The sequence below is a fragment of the Octadecabacter arcticus 238 genome (assembly GCF_000155735.2).
In the GTDB taxonomy this organism is placed as follows: domain Bacteria; phylum Pseudomonadota; class Alphaproteobacteria; order Rhodobacterales; family Rhodobacteraceae; genus Octadecabacter; species Octadecabacter arcticus.
In genome coordinates this window covers 3,453,451-3,472,847 of the sequence record NC_020908.1, presented here as the reverse complement: position 1 = coordinate 3,472,847, position 19,397 = coordinate 3,453,451, and the positions used below count along the sequence as shown (strand labels likewise).

The following is a 19,397-nucleotide window of genomic DNA, read 5'->3' as shown; positions in this document are numbered from 1 at the left end:
TCGCCGAGCATAATCGAGGCAGTAGCCAGCGGTCTACGAGTTATTGTCAAATCTGGTGTTTAAGGCTTGTCGGTCATGCGGCGATCTGGTCTGGGTTGGTGGCTTCAATTCCGTCTTTGAACGTGACGCCGGTGATGACTTTGGCGAGGTAGTCAAAGCCGCGTAGTTTTCGCCAGTTTTGCTCGGCGCATTGGCCCAGTTTAAACATCATGTGCAGCATGCCATCGCGTGACAGGCAGCCCTTTGAACGCTTGGTGCGGTGGCGGATCGTGGCAAAGGCGGATTCAATTGGGTTGCTGGTGCGGATACTCTGCCAATGTTGGGCGGGGAAGTCGAAGAATGCCATGAGTTCGGTCCGGTCTTTTTGCAGGCACAGCGCCGCCTTGTGATATTTGGGTTCGTAGATTTTGATGAACAAATCGAATGCCTTTTCCGCATCGTCTTTGGTCTCGGCCTGTCCCGTTGCCTGACAGGGTATTGCGCAAGCGATGTCCCGAGAAGGAGATATTGTGGATCGCTGCCTTTGCCTTTGGCTGTGACAGCTTGGGCAAACAGTTGAGTACGTTCATCGTTTTGTGTTGCCAACAACGTTGGTGCCGCGTTGTGGGATAGACTTCATCCATAGCGGCCCAGAACCCCATGGCACCGTCCCCGATAGCCAGCTTGGGGGCATTCATTCCCCGGCTTTTGAGGCTCAACAGAACTTCGCGCCAGCTATGCGTGGACTCGCGCACCCCGTCCTCGATAGCCAAGAACCGCTTCTTGCCACGGGCTGTGACGCCAACAATCACAAGGGCGCAGAGCTTATCATCTTCGCCTCGAAGGCCACTGTGGACGCCGTCGGCCCAGATGTAGACCAAAGGTTCATCCTCCAGCACTGCCTCTCTCCAGCCGTCGTATTCCTTGGCCCAATCACGCTTCAGCCGCGAGACCGTATTTGCTGATAAGCCAGCGGCATCAGGACCCAGAAGAACCTTGAGGGCCGCGCACATTTCGCCACTGGAAATCCCTTTGAGGTAGAGCCACGGCAAGGCCGCTTCCAACGTCTTGGTTCTGCGCACGTACGGTGGCACCAGGGCCGAATGGAATGTCACGGGCTGGCCGTTTTTTGAGCGAACCTTGGGAATGCGCACGTTCACGGGGCCGATGCCCGTTTGAAACGGGCGCTCGGGATGATGACCATTGCGCACAACAGTTGCATGACCGGCCTCAGTGTGCGCGCTGGTAAACTGAGACAGATAGCTCTCAAGCTCAGCTTCAACTGCTGTTGCGATCAATTGCTGGGCTCCCGTTCTTAACAAATCCGTAAGCGCGTCCGTGATCCCGTCTCGACGCGCAAAATCAACAATGTTAGTCGTTTCCATGGTGGTGTATCTCTTTCGGTTGGGCTGCTTTCTCACAACAACAAATCAACCAGATACGCCGCCAACCTTCAAATCCCTCAAACACCAGATTCAGTCATAGCTCAGCGGTTCTATCAGCCAGCTTTTGCATCGCCCGGCGAGCACGATCTGCCGTGAGCTGGCGCGAGGTCGGCAGGAAGACGGCAGCTATTGCCCTCAAGTGGCGCGGCAGGCCTGTGATGCCCGGCGCGCGCTGCCGCCGCAAACGCAAGCTTGTGGAGGGGAGCGATCTTTATCGTTTCGTTCATGGCAAGCTCGTGCATCTGCACTGGTCGCCCGAGCGATGCCAGCCAAACACGGCCGAACGAAGTTGCAAACCTGATGAACAACCGTCCGAGAAAAACCCTCGGATGGAGAACACCCGCTGAAGCCATGGCCGACGAAATCGCGGCCTTCAAATCAACCGTTGAACTTGATGTTTGAATCCAAGCAGTGTCCATGGGGTTCGTATTATGTGATTGAGAATAACTTTATTGATGAACCCTAAACTTAAACCGTGTGAGTTACTGCAAACGATAATCATTCATTCGACTGAAATGGATCGTAATGTTGGCTGTGCTGGAGTTCATTCAGACTTTTTTGATACCAAACGTGCGATTTACAAACCTTCCAATGAAACGCGAAAAGTATGCTCAAACAGATTGTCGGGATGGCAAAGACTATGGGGCTGGCTGTGACGGCAGAGAGCGTTGAGACGCCTGCGCATGCCTAAATTGCATCGGTGTGTGGCTGTGACACGCTGCAAGGTGTGCATTAGCACGCCTGATGCCAATTGCCCAATTGGAGGCGCACCTCTTTAGAAAGCGCTGAGAAACGGTTGAAGCCAAGTGTGGCTGAGGCGGCTGTTTGACGTAAGGGTGGAAACGGGGCCCCAATCCACGAGACGTTTTTTATTTCCAAGGGCTGCGAAAAAGCGCGACGAGTTGGTGTCCAAAGCTGCGCGAAATGTCGAGGAGGCCTGAAGCGGGACCTAAACCAATTGTGGGCTGCCTGAGAGGGTGTCCTGCGAGGGGCATGGCACCCGCGGCTTGCCAACGGTTCAGCATCCAGACCGACAGCACCGCGCCAAGCGCGAGACCAGCAATCACATCGGAAGGGTAGTGTTTGGCTACAATCACGCGGCTGATGCCGACGATCAGTGCGACCGCGATCGCGATCCATTTCCCGCGCGGCCACAGGTGGGCGGCAAGGGCGGCTAGTGCGCCCATGGTGGTCGAATGACCGGAAGGAAAGGAATTCCAGCTTCCCTGAAACCCAAAAGGTGCCAAAGTGTAGGGGGAGAGCTCGCTGAGGGCCCCCGGCCGTGGGCGGCCAAATCCGTGCTTGAGGACCTGTACGGCGATCCCGGTCAGCAAAATCAGCAAGAAGCAGGCAGTGGTGACCTGCAACAGTCGTTGCGCGCGCGCAGCGCTAAGTGAGTCGGGGCGGGCCAATGCGTAGACCAGCATAAGGGTGATCAAGATGATCGCCTGCCAATCCGTTTGACCGACCCATGTGACGTGCGCGCCGGCATTGGATAGCCATTCAGGCGCGTTGCGTACGGCGAGGGCCACAGGGGCATCGATCGCAAAGCCTACCATCAGAGCGAGGGAAAATAGGATCAGGACGCGCATGGATTATCCTTTGCAGGGACACCTGGCGACACGTAAAGACGCAGGGCCATGGGGCGGAAGTTACCAGTGGAAATGCCTTCAACTAGGGTGACACCTGTCAGGCCCATGGCGGCGGACGGCATCAGGGCCGGATCAATCCATGCGGCGCGGTTTTCACCCGCAGCAAGGTAAGCCAGCGCGTTGTCCGCGTCTCCTAGTATCGTGTCTGTGCCAAGGCGAAAGACCGCCGAGGGCTCGGCGTAGCCTGCGATGGCGACGGGGCCGCTGAGGCAGTCGTGTTGCTCCATTGCGCGCACAAGGTGATCCGCAATCTGGAGGTCGCGGGCGGCTGGCAGCGATGCGGCGGTGAGGGTCCAGCCCATGGTGACACCGCAAAATGCTAGCGCGGCAATGGCTTTGGCGACAGCGTTGCGCCACATCCAAAACAGGCCTGTGAGGCCCGCGATTGTGAAGATGGCTGCCCCGGCGATTGATAGCGCGTCGGGACCTGCACCGTAATAGATCGGGGCTGAGACGGCGATGCCTGCGAAGAATGCCAAGCCGAGGAGCCAGCCCGCCGCGCCGATCCCACCTGTCCAGCGTGCAAAGCGCATCTGGCCGTCTTGCATACTGATGAGCGCCGCCCCCGTGAAAAGCATCAGCGCGGGAAACAGCGGGAAAGTGTAGTGCACAAGTTTGACCGGGACGAGTTCAAACACGATCCAACCGGGGATCAACCACCCCAGCAAGAGCGCAGTTTTGGTGTCTTTTCGTGTGCGCCATGCGAAGGTGAGGCCCAAAGGGATAAGCATGCTCCAAGGGAAAAACGTCAACCACATGGTCAGCAGGTAAAGGCCGGGGGGGGAGCCCGCGTGCTCGCCTCGGGCGGTAATTTTATTGGTCAGATCGCCACCAAGCGACGCGCCCCAAAACGCGCCATCCGTCGCTATGGTGATGGCGATGAACCACGGCGCGACGAGTGCGGCGAATAGGAGAAGGCCCAAGATCGGGCGCAGACGGGTGAGCCAACTGACTGTGCGGAATTGAACGCCTATCCACACGATTGCGCCAATGATCGGGAGAGCAACCACAGGACCCTTGAGCAGAACACCGGCCGCCAGCGCTGTCCAAAAGATGAGCGGCGTTGACCAACTGCGAGCGGGGTTAAGCCATGCGCGCGACAGCGCCCCCATCGCGAGGACTACAAATAGCACAAGTGCCGCGTCGGTCTTGGCGGTGCGTGCTTCTGCGTGAAACATAAAGATGGTGGCGCAGATGATGCCCGCGACCACAGCTGCGCGGCGGCCGACAATGGGCGTGCCAGCCCAGATCAGCGCCAGAGTAGAAAGTGCGCCTGCCAAGTAAGACGGCAGCCGATGAACCCAGATCTGCGTCTCGCCACGAGCACCAGTCACGTAAATCGCGGCCGTTTGCGCCCAATAAATCAACACCGGTTTGTTATGGCGTGGCGCCTCTTGCAGGCGAATGTCGATGAAATCGCCTGTCTGGGCCATTTGACGCGAGGCTTGCGCAAAACGCGCCTCATCGCGGTCTTGCACCGGCAGTTGGGCCAAGCCGACACTAAAGCTGAGAAGTGCCAAAAACAGCACGCATAGCGGCGCAAAACGGGTCTGTAGAAGAGTCATTTTTGGGTGTGAACCGCGTCTGCGTCGGTATGCTTTGTGCGGCGGATCAGCATCAGGTTGCGCGTGTAGACGATAACGCCAGTGGATTGGCCGAGGATAAACACCGGGTCTTGTCGGTAGATGGCATAGGCCAGCATCAACAGGCCTCCGCTGATCGACAGATACCAAAATGCGACCGGAACGTAGGATCGAGCTTCTTTTTCGGACGCGATCCATTGAACGATGAAACGCGATGCGAAGATTGCTTGCGCTACAAAACCGAGCGCGACCCACCAGAATTCAAACCAATTCTCGATCTTGAGGAAATCGAATACTGCTTCTTGCATATTTAACGCTCCTCTGGGCGCGAGATTTGAACCTCTGAGCCATGCACCGAGCGGCGGCGGCGGATCAGCCATGCAACGCCGAACAAGTCGCTCAGTCCCACGAATGCGCGGCCAAGATTGGTGTATTTCGACGCGCCTGCGACGCGTGGTTTATGGGCGACATCGACGTGGGCGATCTCCCAGCCGTCGCGCTGGAACAGTGCCGGCAGGTAGCGGTGCATGTGATTGAAGTACGGCAACGCAAGATATGCCTCGCGGCGATAGGCCTTGAGTCCGCAGCCGGTGTCTCGGGTGCCGTCCTTTAGCAGGGCGCCGCGGATGGTGTTTGCAGCCCGAGAGGCCACACGCTTGTGCATCGGATCATCGCGCTTCACACGCTGACCCGCCACCAGACCAAGGGTTGATGGGCCGTCGAGCAGGATGTTGAGCAGTTTGGGCAGTTCTTCGGGGGGGTTTTGACCGTCACCGTCAAGCGTCACGATGATTGGCGCGCGGGCGGCGCGCACGGCTGAATGGACAGCAGCAGATTGGCCAGCGGGGCGAGGGTGCTTAAGGATGGTCAAGTTAGCCTGCGGGTGCGCAGCGCCAAACGCACGCAGGGCCTCGCCTGTGGCGTCCGTAGACCCGTCGTCTGTCACACAAATCTCATAGGGGCCAAGACCCTCAGCTGCCGCAACGCAGCCGCCAAGTAGATGCGGCACGGTCTCGGCCTCATTCAGCATTGGGATCGCGATTGCGAAACGGGGCATGGTCTGGGTCATACGGCCTCCTACAGGCGATTGTGGCTCTGTCTAGGCTGAAACAGCACGGGCCGGAAGGGGCGTTTGCTTCGTTTTATCCAACGGGCGGAAAGGCGCGAGGGCGACGGCTTCCCGAGGCAAGGGTATGAATTGCTATTGCCGCATTGTGCAAACGGGCGAGAAGGCACCAACTAGCGAGACAAGGCCCTCCTTTTGTGTCCGTTGATGGGTTTGCTTTCTAACTTACGATCACCTCCCGCCGGGACCGCAAGTATGCACGTGCGAAGGGGGCAATGTGAAACTACCAAGACTCAATGATATTGTGGCCGAGGCGGACGCCATGATCTGTTCGTTCGGGCTTGCATTGGCGCCGAGGGCCTATTTGACACCTGCGGAATTTCAAACGGTTCGGGAGATGCAGCGGCAGTGATTGAGGCGCCCAATGGTTGGTATATTACCGATTATGGTGCCGGTGAGTATGACCGGATGGGCCCGTTGTTGTGTTGGGTGCAGACAGGCGTTGTCGCGGATGGCGGAGGCGGTTGAGGCCTTATGGGGCCCTTACGAATAACCGGTGATCACCCGTTACGCCGTAGTCGCGTCATTTAGCTGTCCGGAAAATTCGGGCTCAGTGCGGGCTTCGGATGCAATGAGGAATCTGCAGCTCAACCGATACGTTGGGCGTAGCTGATGGCCCCAGGCAGACATACGACGCAAGTCCCGTCGCGACAGTGCAGCTTCACCAAAACGGACATTGGCGTTGATGACCTCGTTGAACATAAAAATCATGATTCAGAATTGTTTGATCTGGGATAAATAATGACAAAGTTGAAGGTCCACGTGGGCGATTTCCCAACTGGCAAGAATAGTCAGTTCCTAAACGGCATTTTTTTCAGGGATGCCGGAAAAATTGCATACAATCCTCTGCGTGAATTCATGAAAACATGGTTGTTGACCATTAAATGCAATTTCAAGGTTTCCGCCTATCACGGCCAAACTTGACCCACTTCGGTGCATATGGCGATTTCTGACAGCCCCCAAGTATCTGACCGTTGAGGGTCTTCAAGAGGTGTCAGATGTCTCGGTACCACCACCATGCAACACCAAGCACCCAACAGCTCCAGCCGAGGTACTAGAAGATACGGTTTTCTTCGAAAAACAGCTGCAAGATCGGGAATTGCAGGCGGAACGACACTGCTCCGAAGTTGAGTGCCGCCATCATAACCATCCAGCGGCGGTACTGGTCTAACTTCTTTACCTTGATTGCATGGATGCCCATGACCAATGCGACAAACAACGCAACCGATCCCATTGCGAAACCCAGTTCCGACCACTTCGGCTGCGTCATGTTAACTGATATTGGTGGCGTCGTCAGAGCGGCGATCGTAACGATGGGCACCAATGCCCATGGTCTCGGGCTTCGTGCAGGATCGTGGCCCCCGTCGCCTTTGACGTTCCCTTGCCGAAGGAGTCCCAGACACGGTCTGTCTCGGAGGGGTCCGCACCGGGCCAACGGTCTGCCCCCTCCGTGCCAATAAGCGTGAGACAATTGACTGGCTAAAGTTTACACTTGAGGGCGTAGGAGAACGAACCCATGGTTATGCCTTCACAATCACCACTTTCGCCAGATGCTGGATCTGGAGCCGTTTTGGCCCCGACGTCGCCTCCCCGCGTTGTTAATGCGCCGTTGGCTCCCACAGTGGAACTGACGAGCATCCCGAAGCGACGCAACTTCACAGCCAAATACAAACTGCGCATTCTGGATGAGACGGACCAAGTGGCAGACACTGGCGGGGTTTCCGCCATTCTACGGCGGGAGGGGCTTTATTCCTCTGCACTGACCGATTGGCGCCGTGCGCGGGCGGCCGGCACATTGGGTGCATTGCAGCCAATGCGCCGTGGCCCACAAAAGGCACCTGCCAATCCATTGCAAACTGAACTGGCTAAGGCCAACCGTGAGGTGACAGCCTTGCGGCGCCGTCTGGATCAGGCGGAAGCCATCATTGCCATCCAAAAAAAAGTGGCGGGACTTCTGGACGAGATGGAGCAGACGCAAGAGCGCAGCGGCAAATCATGATGGCCGTCGCGATTGCATTGCCCACCGGCAGCGGCTTGACCTCGGCTGTCTGCGCCGCGCTATCATTATCGCGCGCGAGCGTTCTTCGACAGCGTGCGGCGCTGACGGCACCACCACGCACACGCCCACCGCGCGCAGCGTCTTCGCGGGCTCTACCGGAAAGGGAAAGAGACCAGGTATTGCACCACCTGCGCGAACCCCGCTTTGCGGATCAGACGCCCACAGAGGTCTTTGCCACCTTGCTGGATGAAGGCACCTATCTGTGTTCAATCCGCACGATGTATCGGATATTGGCCGCGCAGGGCGAAGTTGGCGAACGCCGCCGACAGCGCACACATCCCGTCTATCAAAAGCCTGAACTTCTAGCTGAAGCCCCCAATCAGGTCTGGTCTTGGGACATCACCAAGCTGATGGGCCCGGTGAAATGGTCCTACTTCTATCTCTATGTCATTCTCGACATCTTCAGCCGCCGCGTTGTTGGCTGGCGCGTCGAGCACGCGGAGAGCGCCAGCCAGTTCAAAGAGCTGTTCATCGACGCGATGGAAAAACACGAGGTTCCACGCGATCAGCTGACATTGCATGCAGATCGCGGTGGGCCCATGAAGGCAAAGACGACAGCCCTGATGCTGGTTGATCTTGGTGTGCTCAAGTTCCACAGTCGGCCCCACACCTCAAACGACAACCCGTTCTCCGAAGCCCACTTCAAAACACTGAAATATCAGCCAGAGTTCCCCAAGAACTTTGAAACCATCGAGCAGGCTCGCGCATTCTGCCGCAGGTTCTTTGCATGGTATAACCAAGACCATCATCACGCCGGGATTGGTCTGATGACGCCCGACCAAATCCATTTTGGGCAGGCCCAAGAAATCTACACCGCGCGACAAGCAACACTAGACGCGGCATTCCTCGCCACGCCCGAACGCTTCGTACACAAACCACCAAAACCGCCTCAAATCCCGACCGCCGTCTGGATCAACCCACCAAAACCAACCGAAGAAACCCAAGCCTAAAGTCCAAAAGCCACTGTCTCAAAGTCGTTGACACGTTCCGGACCATGTGTGCGCCAGCTTGCGGCCTTTTGCTGACCCACTGGACTCGTGGTGCAACGCTGCCAGCATCTTGACCCACCAATCGCGCGACACGTCCGCGCCTTTGCCGTTGTTCGGGATCGACTTCAAAGCGGCTTTGACGATTTTCCACGCTTGCGCCGGTTCGCTAGATTTGGGCTTGGTGGTGGCCTTCCGTTGGCCTACCAGCTTGCGCAGCGTCTTGGGGAACGGCTTGACGGTCATGTCTTCGGAGTTGCTGGACGTCGGATAGGTCCCTTGGGTCGTCTCCGCGCCGGGCGCGATCACGTATCCACCATCGGCCAGCACGTCCACGCCCTCCGCTATCTTGGACGTGCTGCACCGCAGGCCATCGATATGGGCGAAGTAGATGTGCTGCCCTCCGCTGGGGGTGTCTACAACGTAGCGACCATCCGTGAAGCGATCTAAGCCCGCGTCCGATAGCGCCGTGAAGCCGTCTTTATCGTCCTTCCGATCAATATCGAGAACCGCCACACCAGAGGCCGCGCCAGTCGGCAGACCGGGCAGGGCGTCGGGGTGTTTGTCCCACCAACGGTCGATTTGTCGGTGGTCGCGGCTTTGAAGCCCGTCTTCTTGTGGGGCGACTTGTCTGATTTGCACGGGAATACGGGCAGGCCGGACTTGGCAAGATTGTAGGCGATTTTGAGGTTCGTGGTGCGGGCAGGGGATTTCCTCACCTTAGTTTCCGTGGTAGCTTTCATAGGCATTGTAACCTCCATTTACGTTGCAAGACATCCGTGACGGCTGGCACGGTGATGCACAGCAGCCATTTGCCGTTGCGAATTTGGTGTCTTGCCGCGCACATCATCACCAGCCATTTCAACGGCATGTCATTGCTGCACCTTCAGGCGCAACTTGGCCTTGGCAGCTACAAGACGGGTCGCCATCGTCGCTCGGACCGATGGCGCTTCTCGGCGACCTCATCTTGCAAAAGCTGCGGCGGTCGATGGTCAACCCTGACCGCACCCCCCCTGAAAGACCTTGTCGAAATCGATGAAACAGAGATGCCGTTCCGGTCCCGGCATGATCCCGAGGACCGGCCAAAGGGTGGGCGCAGCCCGGTTGGAAAGATGTTTGTCGTCTGTGCCGTCGAGTTATCAAGTGACGGACATCCGCGCCGTATCAGGATGAAAAACATTCCCGACGGCGCGTCAAAGACGCTGCACGGGTTCATTGGTCGGGCTGTAGAGCCTGGCGCTCACATCATCACGGACGGCTGGCTCGGTTACGAAACTCCGCCTGCAAACACGCATGGGGCGAAGGTCGTCAGCGGCAAGAAGGCACGCGACATACTCCACTGGGTCCACCGCGTGTTCTCCAACCTGAAAACGTGGGCAAAGGGGGCTTCCACGGCCTCAGAAAGTGCCATCTACAACGCTATCTTGACGAATTCGTGTTCCGCTGGAACCGACGGAGACACATGCGAAGCGCCTTCGACACGCTGCTGGGGATCGGTGTTGGTCTCGGGCCAGCGACATATCGTGTTTTTGTTGAAAAGCGCGCCTGAAGGCCCTCGTTCAGGGCAAAAGCCACGCCCTGTAAACCCACCAGACGTTACAAACTGATCCGATCCGCCTCTCAAGCCACAAGAGCAAGGTTCTGCGCCGCGTCAACATGTGGGCAACCGGACTAAAAGGGATAAGCCTTTTTCCGATAACTGTGATTTATTTCATCTGCATTGATGCATTTGAATGGGTCCGAAACGCTACACATTGAAAGATCAGAGATTGGCGTGCCGTTTCAAGGCTGCATAGATATTGGCCCTCTCAAACCATTCGGTGAATGAAGCAGTTGTTAACAGAACCGATCTTTGGCAAGGCAGTTTGACGCCACGTGACGTTTCGGTGCATCGGCCATTGCGTCGGGGTGTCAATTTCACCGGATTGGGGCGGCCGCACCATGTCCTTGCGACCGGATGATAATTCCGTTCTACACGGAAATACTAATTTCCATTTCGTGACTGGTCTTTGGATGGATGATTGGGGATCTGAGATCGCCCAAAGGATCCGTACGGGCCAGACAGGCGCAGACTGTCTGTCACAAATGCGACGCAAAATGTTGGTGAAGGACTAAGCAATGATCAATAATCCGATTTCGGCCAACATTCCGCTGGACCAAGATGGGGTTCATCATGGCTTTTTGAAACTGCCTTACAGCCGCGATGATAGTGCGTGGGGCGCGATCATGATCCCGATTGCGGTGATCAAGAATGGCACCGGTCCGACGGCACTTTTGACGGGGGCCAATCATGGTGATGAATATGAAGGGCCGATTGCGCTGCAGGACCTTGCTCTGACGCTCAAAGCGCAGGATGTGAGCGGGCGTGTGATCATCGTGCCGGCGTTCAACTACCCCGCCTTTCGCGCTGGCACCCGCACGTCGCCAATCGACAAAGGCAATATGAACCGCACTTTTCCAGGGCGACCGGATGGCACACCGACCGAAAAGATCGCGGATTATTTTCAGCGCACATTATTGCCCATGGCGGACGTCGCGGTGGATTTTCATTCTGGTGGTCGAACGCTTGATTTTGTGCCGTTTGCGGTGGCGCATATTCTTGAAGATAAAGTCAATCAGGCTGCGTGTTTTGCCGCGATGGAGTCGTTCAACGCGCCCTATTCTGTGCAGCTTCTGGAGATCGACAGTGTCGGCATGTACGACACAGCAATCGAGGACATGGGCAAAGTTCTGGTGTCAACCGAACTTGGGGGCGGCGGTTCATCAAGCGCGAAATCCAATGCGATCGCCAAAAAGGGTTTGCGCAACGTCCTGATTCACTTTGGCATTTTGCAAGGCGAGATGCAGCTTGATCCGACCGTCAGGCTCGACATGCCGGATGACAAATGCTTTACCACCTGCGAGGCAGACGGGCTGCACGAACCGGTCGTTGATCTGGGTGCGATGGTCGAAAAAGGCGAGGTGCTGGCACGTGTCTGGCCTGTGGATCGCACTGGCGTCGCCCCGACCGAGTACACGGCAAAACGAAGCGGCATTGTGATCACGCGCCATTTCAACGGGCTGATCAAGTCTGGTGACTGCGTCGCAGTTGTTGGCGTCATTGTGACTTAACCTTGAAAGGATGTGGCAGTGCAGCTTGATCAAAGGGATCTGGAAATCTTGCGCGTGCTTTCAAAAGAGGGGCGGATTACCAAGTCAGCCTTGGCTGATCGGGTCGGTCTGTCGGCGTCCCCGTGCTGGGATCGTCTGAAAAAGCTGGAACAAGCAGGGCTCATCGAGGGGTACCACGCGCAGATCAACCTCAAAAAGCTCGGGCCCCATGTCACGGTATTCGTGGCAGCACAGATTGCCGATCACACTGCCGCCAGCTTTCATGCTTTCGAGACCGCTGTGCAAACCCACGATGAGGTCATCGCCTGTTGGGCGCTTGGCGGCGGTTATGACTATCTTTTGCAGGTCGTGACACGCGACATCGACAGCTATCAACGGCTCATCGATGCGATGTTGGAATCGCGCATCGGGTTGTCGCAGTATTCGACCTATGTGGTGACAAAGCCGGTCAAAAACGGGTCTGGTCCGCCGCTTGATCTGCTGTTTCCCAGTTTCTAGCGCATAACCCACATTTTGCAGATGAATCTTCTGCGGATTTTGCAGGCTTCGGTCACTTCGTCTGTTCCAAAATGGCATGCTGTCTTGGAACTAAGAAAGGGTTGGCCATGAACGAAACAGCACTGTCCGCACGCAAAGATATTCAAGACAAAGCATTGGTGCGCAGTTTTTCGTATATCAGTGGAAAATGGTGCGGGGCCGCGTCGGGTGAAACGTTCAGCGTCAAAAATCCTGCGAACGGCGAACTGTTAGGTGTTGTCGCATCGCTTGATGCGGCTGACGCCACGCGCGCGGTTGACGGCGCACAGCAGGCCTTTGCTGCGTGGTCTGGCCTACTGCCCCAAGAACGGTCTGTTCTGTTGCGGCGCTGGTTTGATTTGCTGATTGCGCACAAAGAAGACCTCGCGCGGATTATGGTGCTGGAGCAGGGCAAACCCCTGTCCCAAGCCCGCGGTGAGATTGGCTATGCCGCCTCGTTTATCGAATTCTACGCAGAAGAGGCAAAGCGCCCGAACATCGAAGGCGTTACCAGCCATCTGCAAGGGGCAGAGGTCGAAGTCTGGCTTGAGCCGGTTGGCGTGGCAGCCCTGATCACGCCGTGGAACTTCCCCTGTGCCATGCTCACCCGTAAGGCGGCTGCGGCCATGGCTGTGGGCTGCACGGTTGTTGCGCATCCGTCGGGCGAAACACCGTTTTCAGCGCTCGCCTTGGCTGAGCTTGCCGAACGCGCCGGCATTCCAGCGGGTGTGTTTAACGTGGTGACGGGGCAGGCGCCTACAATTGTCGAACCTTGGACCAAGGACACCCGTGTGCGGGCCCTGTCGTTCACCGGATCAACCGAGATCGGGCGGCTGTTGTATCGTCAATCGGCAGATACGGTGAAAAAATTGGTGTTGGAACTGGGCGGCCATGCGCCGGTCCTTGTTTTCGAGGATGCCCATCTAAAGACGGCCCTTGGTGAGACGCTGAAGGCAAAATTTGAAACATCGGGGCAAGACTGCCTTGGGGCGAACCGCATTTTCGTTCAACGTTCGATCTATGACAGCTTCTGCAAGGCTTTCGTTGCAGCAACCAAGGCGCTGACCATTGGTGTCGGCATGGACGATTGTGATATCGGACCGCTGATGAACGAGAGCGCCGTGCAAAAGCAGGAAGCCCATGTGGCGGATGCACTGGCGAAGGGTGCAAAGCTGGAATGTGGCGGCAGGCGCCATCCACTGGGACCGCTGTTTTATGAACCGACGGTGCTTGTGGATGTGCCTGCGGATGCCTTGATCCTGCGGGAAGAAACTTTTGGCCCAGTTGCTGCGATTGCGGCTTTTGATACTGAGGACGAGGTGGTTGCCCGTGCCAATGACACCGAATACGGGCTGGTCGCCTATCTGCACAGCAATGATCCGCAGCGCATTTACCGTGTCAGCCGCGCCCTGCAATTTGGCATGGTGGCGGTCAATCGCGCTCAAGTCACAGGTGCGCCAATTCCATTTGGCGGCACCAAACAATCCGGCCTAGGCCGCGAAGGAGCCCGTATGGGCATGGAAGAATTCACTGAAATTAAATACGTCTGCCGAGATTGGGCGTGAGGAGAAACAAGATATGCTGACAAATGACACACTGGCACAGTGGGACCGTGAAAACTTCTTTCACCCGTCCACACATCTGGCGCAACACGCACGCGGTGAGACCCAAACGCGGGTGATCAAAACGGCGTCGGGCGTCTATATTGAGGATCGCGATGGCACCAAAATGCTTGACGCGTTCGCGGGTCTATATTGCGTCAACGTCGGCTATGGCCGCCAAGAAATCGCCGAAGCGATTGCGGATCAGGCGCGAGAGTTGGCGTACTATCACTCCTATGTTGGGCACGGCACCGAGGCGTCGATCACGCTGTCCAAGATGATTCTTGATCGCGCACCTGCCAACATGTCCAAGGTCTATTTCGGCCAAAGCGGGTCGGATGCAAATGAAACCAACATCAAATTGATCTGGTATTACAACAACATCCTTGGTCGCCCTGAAAAGAAAAAGATCATCTCGCGCTGGCGCGGCTACCATGGGTCGGGCCTTATGACGGGGTCACTGACCGGATTGGAGTTGTTCCACAATAAATTTGATCTGCCGCTGTCGCAGGTCATCCATACCGAGGCGCCCTATTTTTTCCGGCGTGACGATCTGGATCAGAGCGAAGCCGAGTTTGTCGCACATTGTGTGGCGAAATTAGAGGCGCAGATCGAGGAGGAGGGTGCGGACACCATTGCGGCGTTCATCGGCGAACCCGTGCTCGGGACCGGAGGCCTCGTGCCACCGCCGACAGGCTACTGGGCAGCAATCCAAGCCGTATTGAACAAGCATGACATCTTGCTCATCGCTGACGAGGTCGTAACCGGATTTGGCCGTTTGGGGACGATGTTTGGATCAGAGCACTACGGGATGGAGCCCGACATCATCACTATCGCCAAAGGGTTAACATCGGCCTACGCGCCGCTGTCTGGTTCGATCATATCCGAAAAGATGTGGAAAGTGCTTGAACAAGGAACCGATGAGAATGGCGCAATCGGTCACGGCTGGACCTATTCTGCCCATCCCATTGGAGCGGCGGCGGGTGTCGCGAACCTCAAGCTGATTGATGACCTCAACCTGATTGAGAATGCAGGCACCGTTGGCGCATATTTGCAGCAATCATTGCGAGAGGCGCTGTCCGCCCACCCCAACGTTGGTGACGTGCGCGGCGAAGGAATGTTGTGCGCTGTTGAGTTTGTGAAGGACAAAGACAGCCGGACCTATTTTGATGCGTCTGACAAAGTTGGCCCAACAATTTCGGCCACCCTTTTGGCGCAGGACAAAGTGATTGCGCGCGCTATGCCACAAGGCGACATCTTGGGCTTTGCACCACCGTTCTGCCTGACCCGCGAAGAGGCCGACACAGTCGTTGCGGCAACCCTGCGTGCGGTGACAACTGTCCTAGGTTAATCTATAACTGACTGACGCTTGCTTGCCGTTTAGACGGGTTCAAGCAAGCATCAGCTTTTCGTCCGAAAGAATGGCAGTTTTCAGTGCTGCTAATGGCTGTCGTAGGTGGCCGCTGAACGGTGGCCATGGCCTAAGCCCCAGATGCAGCATCAGATTTGATGGGCAGGGTGATCGTAAACAAAGTGCCGACGCCTAATTCACTGGCATATCCAATTGTGCCGCCATGTTGAGACAAAATCTGGCGCGAAATGTGCATTCCCAAACCACTGCCGTAGACGTCTTTGTCGTCGGATCCGTCAACCTGCAAAAACTGGCCAAAGACCTTCTCTTCTGACCCTGCAGGAATTCCGCGCCCAGTATCTTTGACCGTGATCTGCACCGTGTCCCCTTCTGCATTCATGCAAACTTCAACGACAGAGTTCTCCTCGGAAAACTTGATCGCATTGGAGATGACATTGACAACCACCTGATGCATGCGAATCTTGTCCGCCAAAATCATGACCCCGCTAGGTTTCCTGTCAAACCGCAGTTTGACGTTCCCTTTGTATTTAAAGGTTTCCATGCTCGCCACCGCGCCAGAGATGATGTCGCTGACATCGCAAATCTCAAGGTTTAATGTGAATTCAGAGCTTTCTAGTTTTTGCATATCCAGCAAGTCATTGACCAACTTGGCTAGAATTGCGGAGTTTTTCAGGGCCAACGAAATTAGATGGGTCGACTTCTCAGCTGTTAGCTTTGATGGGTGTATATTTAACAGACCAAGGGCCCCGTTGATCACAGTCAGAGGCGTGCGCAATTCATGGCTGACCGTGGCAAGAAATTGCGCCTGCACCCGCTCTGCAGTCATCGCACGTGCCGCATACCGCTTTTGCATGGTGACATCAACAAATGCGACGGTCCATCCCAACAACGTCTGGCCTTCGCCCCAAGAGATTGGATAAGCACGCGCAACGTAATGGTGGTCGCCATTCTGCACCTCCAAGATATCCGGAAGTTTCGCCGTCATGGTTAGGCTGGCAAATACAGGTCCAATTGATTTTAGGGCCGACAGAGATCCGCCATCAGACTGTTGGCTCCGCAAAAATGCTTTGGCGGCCAAGTTGGTCTCGAGTAGGGTGCCATCGACATCAATGACAAAAACCAGATCTGGCGATGTGTAGAACAACAAATCGCGGGAAATCGCCCTCACGTCGACCCACCTATCACTTACGATCAGCCAGACTACGAGTGTCAACGATGCCGCAAAAGAAAACGGTGTAGGGTCTGTTCTAAACAGGGAGACCCCATAAAAAACGTAAAGTATATTGGCGGTCACTGGAATAATTGTTGTCATGAAAAGTTTGACGAAAAAGCTTCTGACGGCCGGGCTTGCTTTTAGTAAAGCGCCGCCAGCCACGGCGCACGTTCCAACGATAATAAGATAAATATAACTTATCAGGATAAAGAATAATGGGCCATGATCGAAAAACGTGTAGGATTTAATGCCATCATCGATGAGCCGCGTGCCAGCCCCATAGAGCTGCCCATGAAATGCATTGGTCATCACGAGCGCAAGGAACACAGACGGCAGGAACGCCGCTCCGATCCAGACCAAACCAAGCGGCACCTTTTTCGAAAAGGCATATTCATATAGGAAAAAACACCAGAATGTTGGGAGCAATATGATCCCAAGCCAAGCGATCTGTGACAAAGCAACTTTACAGGGCAATGCTGAAACCGACAACTCGATGCCGACTGCGGCCAGCCACCACAGCATCGCCAAAGTGCTATAAGTGAACCATCTATTACCAGGCAAGCTGATTTGAGTTCGGCTCCAAAATGCCAGAGCGCTGACCACGAGAAAAGTCGCGATTGCCACCTGTACTGCGGGGATGCCAACGTCAATTTTGACGCATTCAGAGAGTGCGTTTAAGAAGTTAGATTTCATGCTCTGATACTAGACCATCCAAAATAGCTAGTGAGAAATATTTCGATGTGGTTCTGTCCAATATTAAGAACAAGTTACAGCGTGCATGTTTTTATCATCAGTGGAATTTAAAAGTCCAGCACTTTTAGTTGTGCACAAGAGACAAAACAGACTACGGGATCCACAAAACAAAAACACAACTTGACCGGCCGGTTTCGTAAGGGGTTGCTCGCAAAGGGGCACTATGTTGTTGATGTTACGCGGCCCAACTATTGCCCGGCAGTCGTTTGCCTGCAATCCGCCGAGTATCCGTATTGGTCAAGCTGGATATTCGCCCCATTTTCGCTGATCCCGTAGAAGGGTATTTGCGGTGACAATCAGCTTTCGCATAACGGCTGTGATCGCCAGCTTCTTGCATTTCCCAGTCGATATCAGATGTTCGTATTTTGCCTTCATGTCTGGATTGAAGCGTGTAGCAACAACCGCTGGCAGATAGACTGCGCGCCTGACGCTGGCGCGACCGCCCTGGATGCGTTCCTTGCCTTGCCACTTTCCCGATTGCCTCGATATGGGTGCAAGGCCCGCCAGCGCCGCTGCTTTCTTGCCACTCAAATGTCCGAGTTCGGGCATTTCGGTTAATATCGCACAGCAGGGCAATCGCATGAACAATAACGATGTCGACAAATGTTGTAGAGGCTAATTCGATGGGTGATCTTTACTGTTTTAACGAGGTCATATGCCATGCCAAACCCAAGTTCACCTGAGATCCATCCCATTGAATTTCTTACGCATTTTTCAGATATAAGCGATTCACGTCAAGAGGTTAAAGTGACTTACCCTTTGCCGGAAATACTCCTCTTAACCCTATGCGCTGTTTTGTCAGGTGCCAATGACTGGACGGCCATCTCGATATATGGGACTAAGAAACTGGTCTTTTTTGGTAACTCCCAAGGACCCCATCGGATATCGGGTTTTGTGTTGCCCTTGCGACGTTAGAGCCGAGCGATGATCTGTTGTGGTGATAGGGTGAGTGTTTCGAGGATATTGCCCCCGTGTTTTCTGACCGTCGAGATGACGGATCTGATGTCAGCGAAGACCTGCGCGCCCTCGAGGGTGCGGAAAGTTCCCGAGATTTTCATGCGCAACTTCATCATGCGCAGGTCCCGTTCGGCCTGATTGTTGGTGAAGGGAACTGTGAAGTCCGTAAGGAACCTTAGGACGTCATCACGGTAGTTCGCGCAAGCGGACCAGAAGGTTATGGCCTGGCCGCCTGGCTTTTCGGCCTCGCGCACCAGTGCGTCTAGCCAGTGGGTCTTGTCGCTCATGGAAGGCGAGGCCCTCGGTGAGGATCGCCATGTATTTGGTGAGGATGCCGTGGTGAACCGACGTGGGGAGTTCGGTCTCGCCTCGCCCCTGAGCCGCGCACTTGAGCTGATTGGCGCTGTTGAGCAGCACGCTCATCGCGCACGCCCACGGCTCCTTTTCGATTTCTTCGATGGCCTTGAGTTCCCGTAAATGATGCGCCCCGCACAGGGCGTGCGCGTCCACCCCACTCATATGGGCGTAATAGGACTTCCAGTGGTCATGAACAATTGTCCCGCCGGTCAGGAAGGATGGAACAGCACCGCGCTTGGCGCTGATGCGATAATGCGTGAAGGCGAGATCGCTGATTGAGTGCAGCCAGTGCAGCTTACCATCAACACGAAGTCCGGTCTCATCCAGATGCCGAACGCCGCCTTCATTGAGCCGGGCCAGAATGTGTTCGACGACGCCACCCAAGGTACGCGCTGTGCCGTTCACCCAGTTGGTCACGCTGGCCGCGCATAGGCTGGTGGCACCAAACAAATCACGCAGGAGTTGGCAGACCCGATCCTCGGGGATCAGCTGCTGAACATTGCAGTAGACCGCCGCCGCCCGAATGCGCTTACCGTATTGCACGTGTGCATTCACGCCATCGGGAAAGGTGGCTGTCGTCGTGGCTCGGCAATGGCCACAACAATAAATCGCTGCCTGATGCTCTGTGACCTCCAGACGCGGCACCGGTATGTCATAAACCTGACGCCTCTCCACCGCCTTGATCAT

General features: G+C 55.8%; 17 protein-coding genes and 3 pseudogenes. 9 read left to right on the top strand and 11 right to left on the bottom strand.

Annotation, left to right across the window (positions count from 1 at the left end):
* Nucleotides 1–73: 73 nt before the first annotated feature.
* From OA238_RS17995 to OA238_RS17970, 5 genes and pseudogenes are all read right to left on the bottom strand, one after another.
* Nucleotides 74–1,364: pseudogene (locus OA238_RS17995) on the bottom strand (IS256 family transposase).
* Between the two features lie 929 nt (nt 1,365–2,293).
* Nucleotides 2,294–3,016, bottom strand: coding sequence for a phosphatase PAP2 family protein (locus OA238_RS29165; protein ID WP_015496276.1), 723 nt, complete (start codon nt 3,014–3,016; stop codon nt 2,294–2,296).
* Entirely contained in the window at nt 3,004–4,641 is a 1,638-nt protein-coding gene (locus OA238_RS17980; RefSeq protein WP_015496275.1) for an ArnT family glycosyltransferase, read from the bottom strand. The genes OA238_RS29165 and OA238_RS17980 overlap by 13 nt, the downstream gene beginning before the upstream one ends.
* Entirely contained in the window at nt 4,638–4,967 is a 330-nt protein-coding gene (locus OA238_RS17975; protein ID WP_015496274.1) for a lipid-A-disaccharide synthase N-terminal domain-containing protein, read from the bottom strand. Before OA238_RS17975 ends, OA238_RS17980 begins: the two co-directional genes overlap by 4 nt.
* A 2-nt stretch (nt 4,968–4,969) precedes the next feature.
* A complete protein-coding gene (locus OA238_RS17970) occupies nt 4,970–5,728 on the bottom strand; it encodes a glycosyltransferase family 2 protein (protein WP_015496273.1) in 759 nt (252 codons plus the stop codon).
* A 274-nt stretch (nt 5,729–6,002) separates the two neighbouring features.
* Between OA238_RS17970 and OA238_RS33315 the strand changes: the two genes are divergently transcribed.
* Nucleotides 6,003–6,137: a D-lyxose/D-mannose family sugar isomerase gene (locus OA238_RS33315; protein ID WP_217591560.1), complete on the top strand. Its 135-nt coding sequence runs from the start codon at nt 6,003–6,005 to the stop codon at nt 6,135–6,137.
* A complete protein-coding gene (locus OA238_RS35165; RefSeq protein WP_420806467.1) occupies nt 6,134–6,253 on the top strand; it encodes a D-lyxose/D-mannose family sugar isomerase in 120 nt (39 codons plus the stop codon). Before OA238_RS33315 ends, OA238_RS35165 begins: the two co-directional genes overlap by 4 nt.
* Before the next feature lie 586 nt (nt 6,254–6,839).
* On the opposite strand, the gene OA238_RS32940 is transcribed toward OA238_RS35165, so the two are convergent.
* Entirely contained in the window at nt 6,840–7,106 is a 267-nt protein-coding gene (locus tag OA238_RS32940) for a DUF2306 domain-containing protein (RefSeq protein WP_187293068.1), read from the bottom strand.
* 195 nt (nt 7,107–7,301) lie between these two features.
* Here OA238_RS32940 and OA238_RS17945 point away from each other — a divergent pair.
* A protein-coding gene (locus OA238_RS17945; RefSeq protein WP_085982769.1) for an IS3 family transposase occupies nt 7,302–8,794 on the top strand; the annotation gives its coding sequence in 2 pieces (ribosomal slippage) (nt 7,302–7,752 and nt 7,752–8,794; 1,494 coding nt in all).
* Nucleotides 8,795–8,812: 18 nt separating this feature from the next.
* Here the strand turns inward: OA238_RS17945 and OA238_RS29160 are convergent.
* Nucleotides 8,813–9,472 (bottom strand): bifunctional DNA primase/polymerase, encoded by a 660-nt coding sequence (locus OA238_RS29160; RefSeq protein WP_015496270.1) that lies wholly within the window; start codon nt 9,470–9,472, stop codon nt 8,813–8,815.
* A 137-nt stretch (nt 9,473–9,609) separates the two neighbouring features.
* Between OA238_RS29160 and OA238_RS17935 the strand changes: the two genes are divergently transcribed.
* The 5 genes from OA238_RS17935 to OA238_RS17915 all read left to right on the top strand — a co-directional run bounded on the left by OA238_RS17935 (nt 9,610) and on the right by OA238_RS17915 (nt 15,409).
* Nucleotides 9,610–10,437 (top strand): IS1595 family transposase, encoded by an 828-nt coding sequence (locus OA238_RS17935; RefSeq protein ID WP_245581345.1) that lies wholly within the window; start codon nt 9,610–9,612, stop codon nt 10,435–10,437.
* Between the two features lie 511 nt (nt 10,438–10,948).
* Nucleotides 10,949–11,941 carry a N(2)-acetyl-L-2,4-diaminobutanoate deacetylase DoeB gene (doeB, locus tag OA238_RS17930; RefSeq protein ID WP_015496269.1) on the top strand — a complete coding sequence of 331 codons (993 nt, stop codon included), beginning with the start codon at nt 10,949–10,951 and terminating at the stop codon, nt 11,939–11,941.
* 18 nt (nt 11,942–11,959) lie between these two features.
* The gene (locus OA238_RS17925; protein ID WP_015496268.1) at nt 11,960–12,439 is read left to right on the top strand and encodes an Lrp/AsnC family transcriptional regulator; all 480 of its coding nucleotides are present in this window, start codon (nt 11,960–11,962) and stop codon (nt 12,437–12,439) included.
* 107 nt (nt 12,440–12,546) lie between these two features.
* Nucleotides 12,547–14,022 carry an NAD-dependent succinate-semialdehyde dehydrogenase gene (locus tag OA238_RS17920; protein ID WP_015496267.1) on the top strand — a complete coding sequence of 492 codons (1,476 nt, stop codon included), beginning with the start codon at nt 12,547–12,549 and terminating at the stop codon, nt 14,020–14,022.
* A gap of 13 nt (nt 14,023–14,035) precedes the next feature.
* Nucleotides 14,036–15,409, top strand: coding sequence for an aspartate aminotransferase family protein (locus OA238_RS17915; RefSeq protein ID WP_015496266.1), 1,374 nt, complete (start codon nt 14,036–14,038; stop codon nt 15,407–15,409).
* 130 nt (nt 15,410–15,539) lie between these two features.
* Here OA238_RS17915 and OA238_RS29155 read toward each other — a convergent pair whose 3' ends face one another.
* The gene (locus tag OA238_RS29155; protein WP_015496265.1) at nt 15,540–17,336 is read right to left on the bottom strand and encodes a sensor histidine kinase; all 1,797 of its coding nucleotides are present in this window, start codon (nt 17,334–17,336) and stop codon (nt 15,540–15,542) included.
* Nucleotides 17,337–17,633: 297 nt separating this feature from the next.
* Nucleotides 17,634–17,975 (bottom strand): annotated as a pseudogene (locus tag OA238_RS17905) (transposase); the annotation flags it as partial.
* Between the two features lie 48 nt (nt 17,976–18,023).
* On the opposite strand from OA238_RS17905, the pseudogene OA238_RS30470 reads away from it, so the two are divergent.
* Nucleotides 18,024–18,251: pseudogene (locus OA238_RS30470) on the top strand (transposase family protein); the annotation flags it as partial.
* Nucleotides 18,252–18,307: 56 nt separating this feature from the next.
* Here OA238_RS30470 and OA238_RS34570 read toward each other — a convergent pair.
* Nucleotides 18,308–18,640 carry an IS66 family transposase gene (locus tag OA238_RS34570; RefSeq protein ID WP_144055809.1) on the bottom strand — a complete coding sequence of 111 codons (333 nt, stop codon included), beginning with the start codon at nt 18,638–18,640 and terminating at the stop codon, nt 18,308–18,310.
* On the bottom strand, nt 18,540–19,397 hold the full coding sequence (locus OA238_RS34565) for an IS66 family transposase (RefSeq protein WP_144055810.1): 858 nt from the start codon (nt 19,395–19,397) through the stop codon (nt 18,540–18,542). The genes OA238_RS34570 and OA238_RS34565 overlap by 101 nt, the downstream gene beginning before the upstream one ends.

What these genes read in the sequence shown, in the direction of transcription:
- OA238_RS17975 (WP_015496274.1), bottom strand. Translation starts at nt 4,967, where the DNA reads ATGCAAGAAGCAGTATTCGATTTCCTCAAGATCGAGAATTGGTTTGAA.
- OA238_RS29165 (WP_015496276.1), bottom strand. Translation starts at nt 3,016, where the DNA reads ATGCGCGTCCTGATCCTATTTTCCCTCGCTCTGATGGTAGGCTTTGCG.
- doeB (WP_015496269.1), top strand. Translation starts at nt 10,949, where the DNA reads ATGATCAATAATCCGATTTCGGCCAACATTCCGCTGGACCAAGATGGG.
- OA238_RS17915 (WP_015496266.1), top strand. Translation starts at nt 14,036, where the DNA reads ATGCTGACAAATGACACACTGGCACAGTGGGACCGTGAAAACTTCTTT.
- OA238_RS17980 (WP_015496275.1), bottom strand. Translation starts at nt 4,641, where the DNA reads ATGACTCTTCTACAGACCCGTTTTGCGCCGCTATGCGTGCTGTTTTTG.
- OA238_RS34565 (WP_144055810.1), bottom strand. Translation starts at nt 19,397, where the DNA reads ATGATCAAGGCGGTGGAGAGGCGTCAGGTTTATGACATACCGGTGCCG.
- OA238_RS29155 (WP_015496265.1), bottom strand. Translation starts at nt 17,336, where the DNA reads ATGAAATCTAACTTCTTAAACGCACTCTCTGAATGCGTCAAAATTGAC.
- OA238_RS17970 (WP_015496273.1), bottom strand. Translation starts at nt 5,728, where the DNA reads ATGACCCAGACCATGCCCCGTTTCGCAATCGCGATCCCAATGCTGAAT.
- OA238_RS17920 (WP_015496267.1), top strand. Translation starts at nt 12,547, where the DNA reads ATGAACGAAACAGCACTGTCCGCACGCAAAGATATTCAAGACAAAGCA.
- OA238_RS34570 (WP_144055809.1), bottom strand. Translation starts at nt 18,640, where the DNA reads ATGAGCGACAAGACCCACTGGCTAGACGCACTGGTGCGCGAGGCCGAA.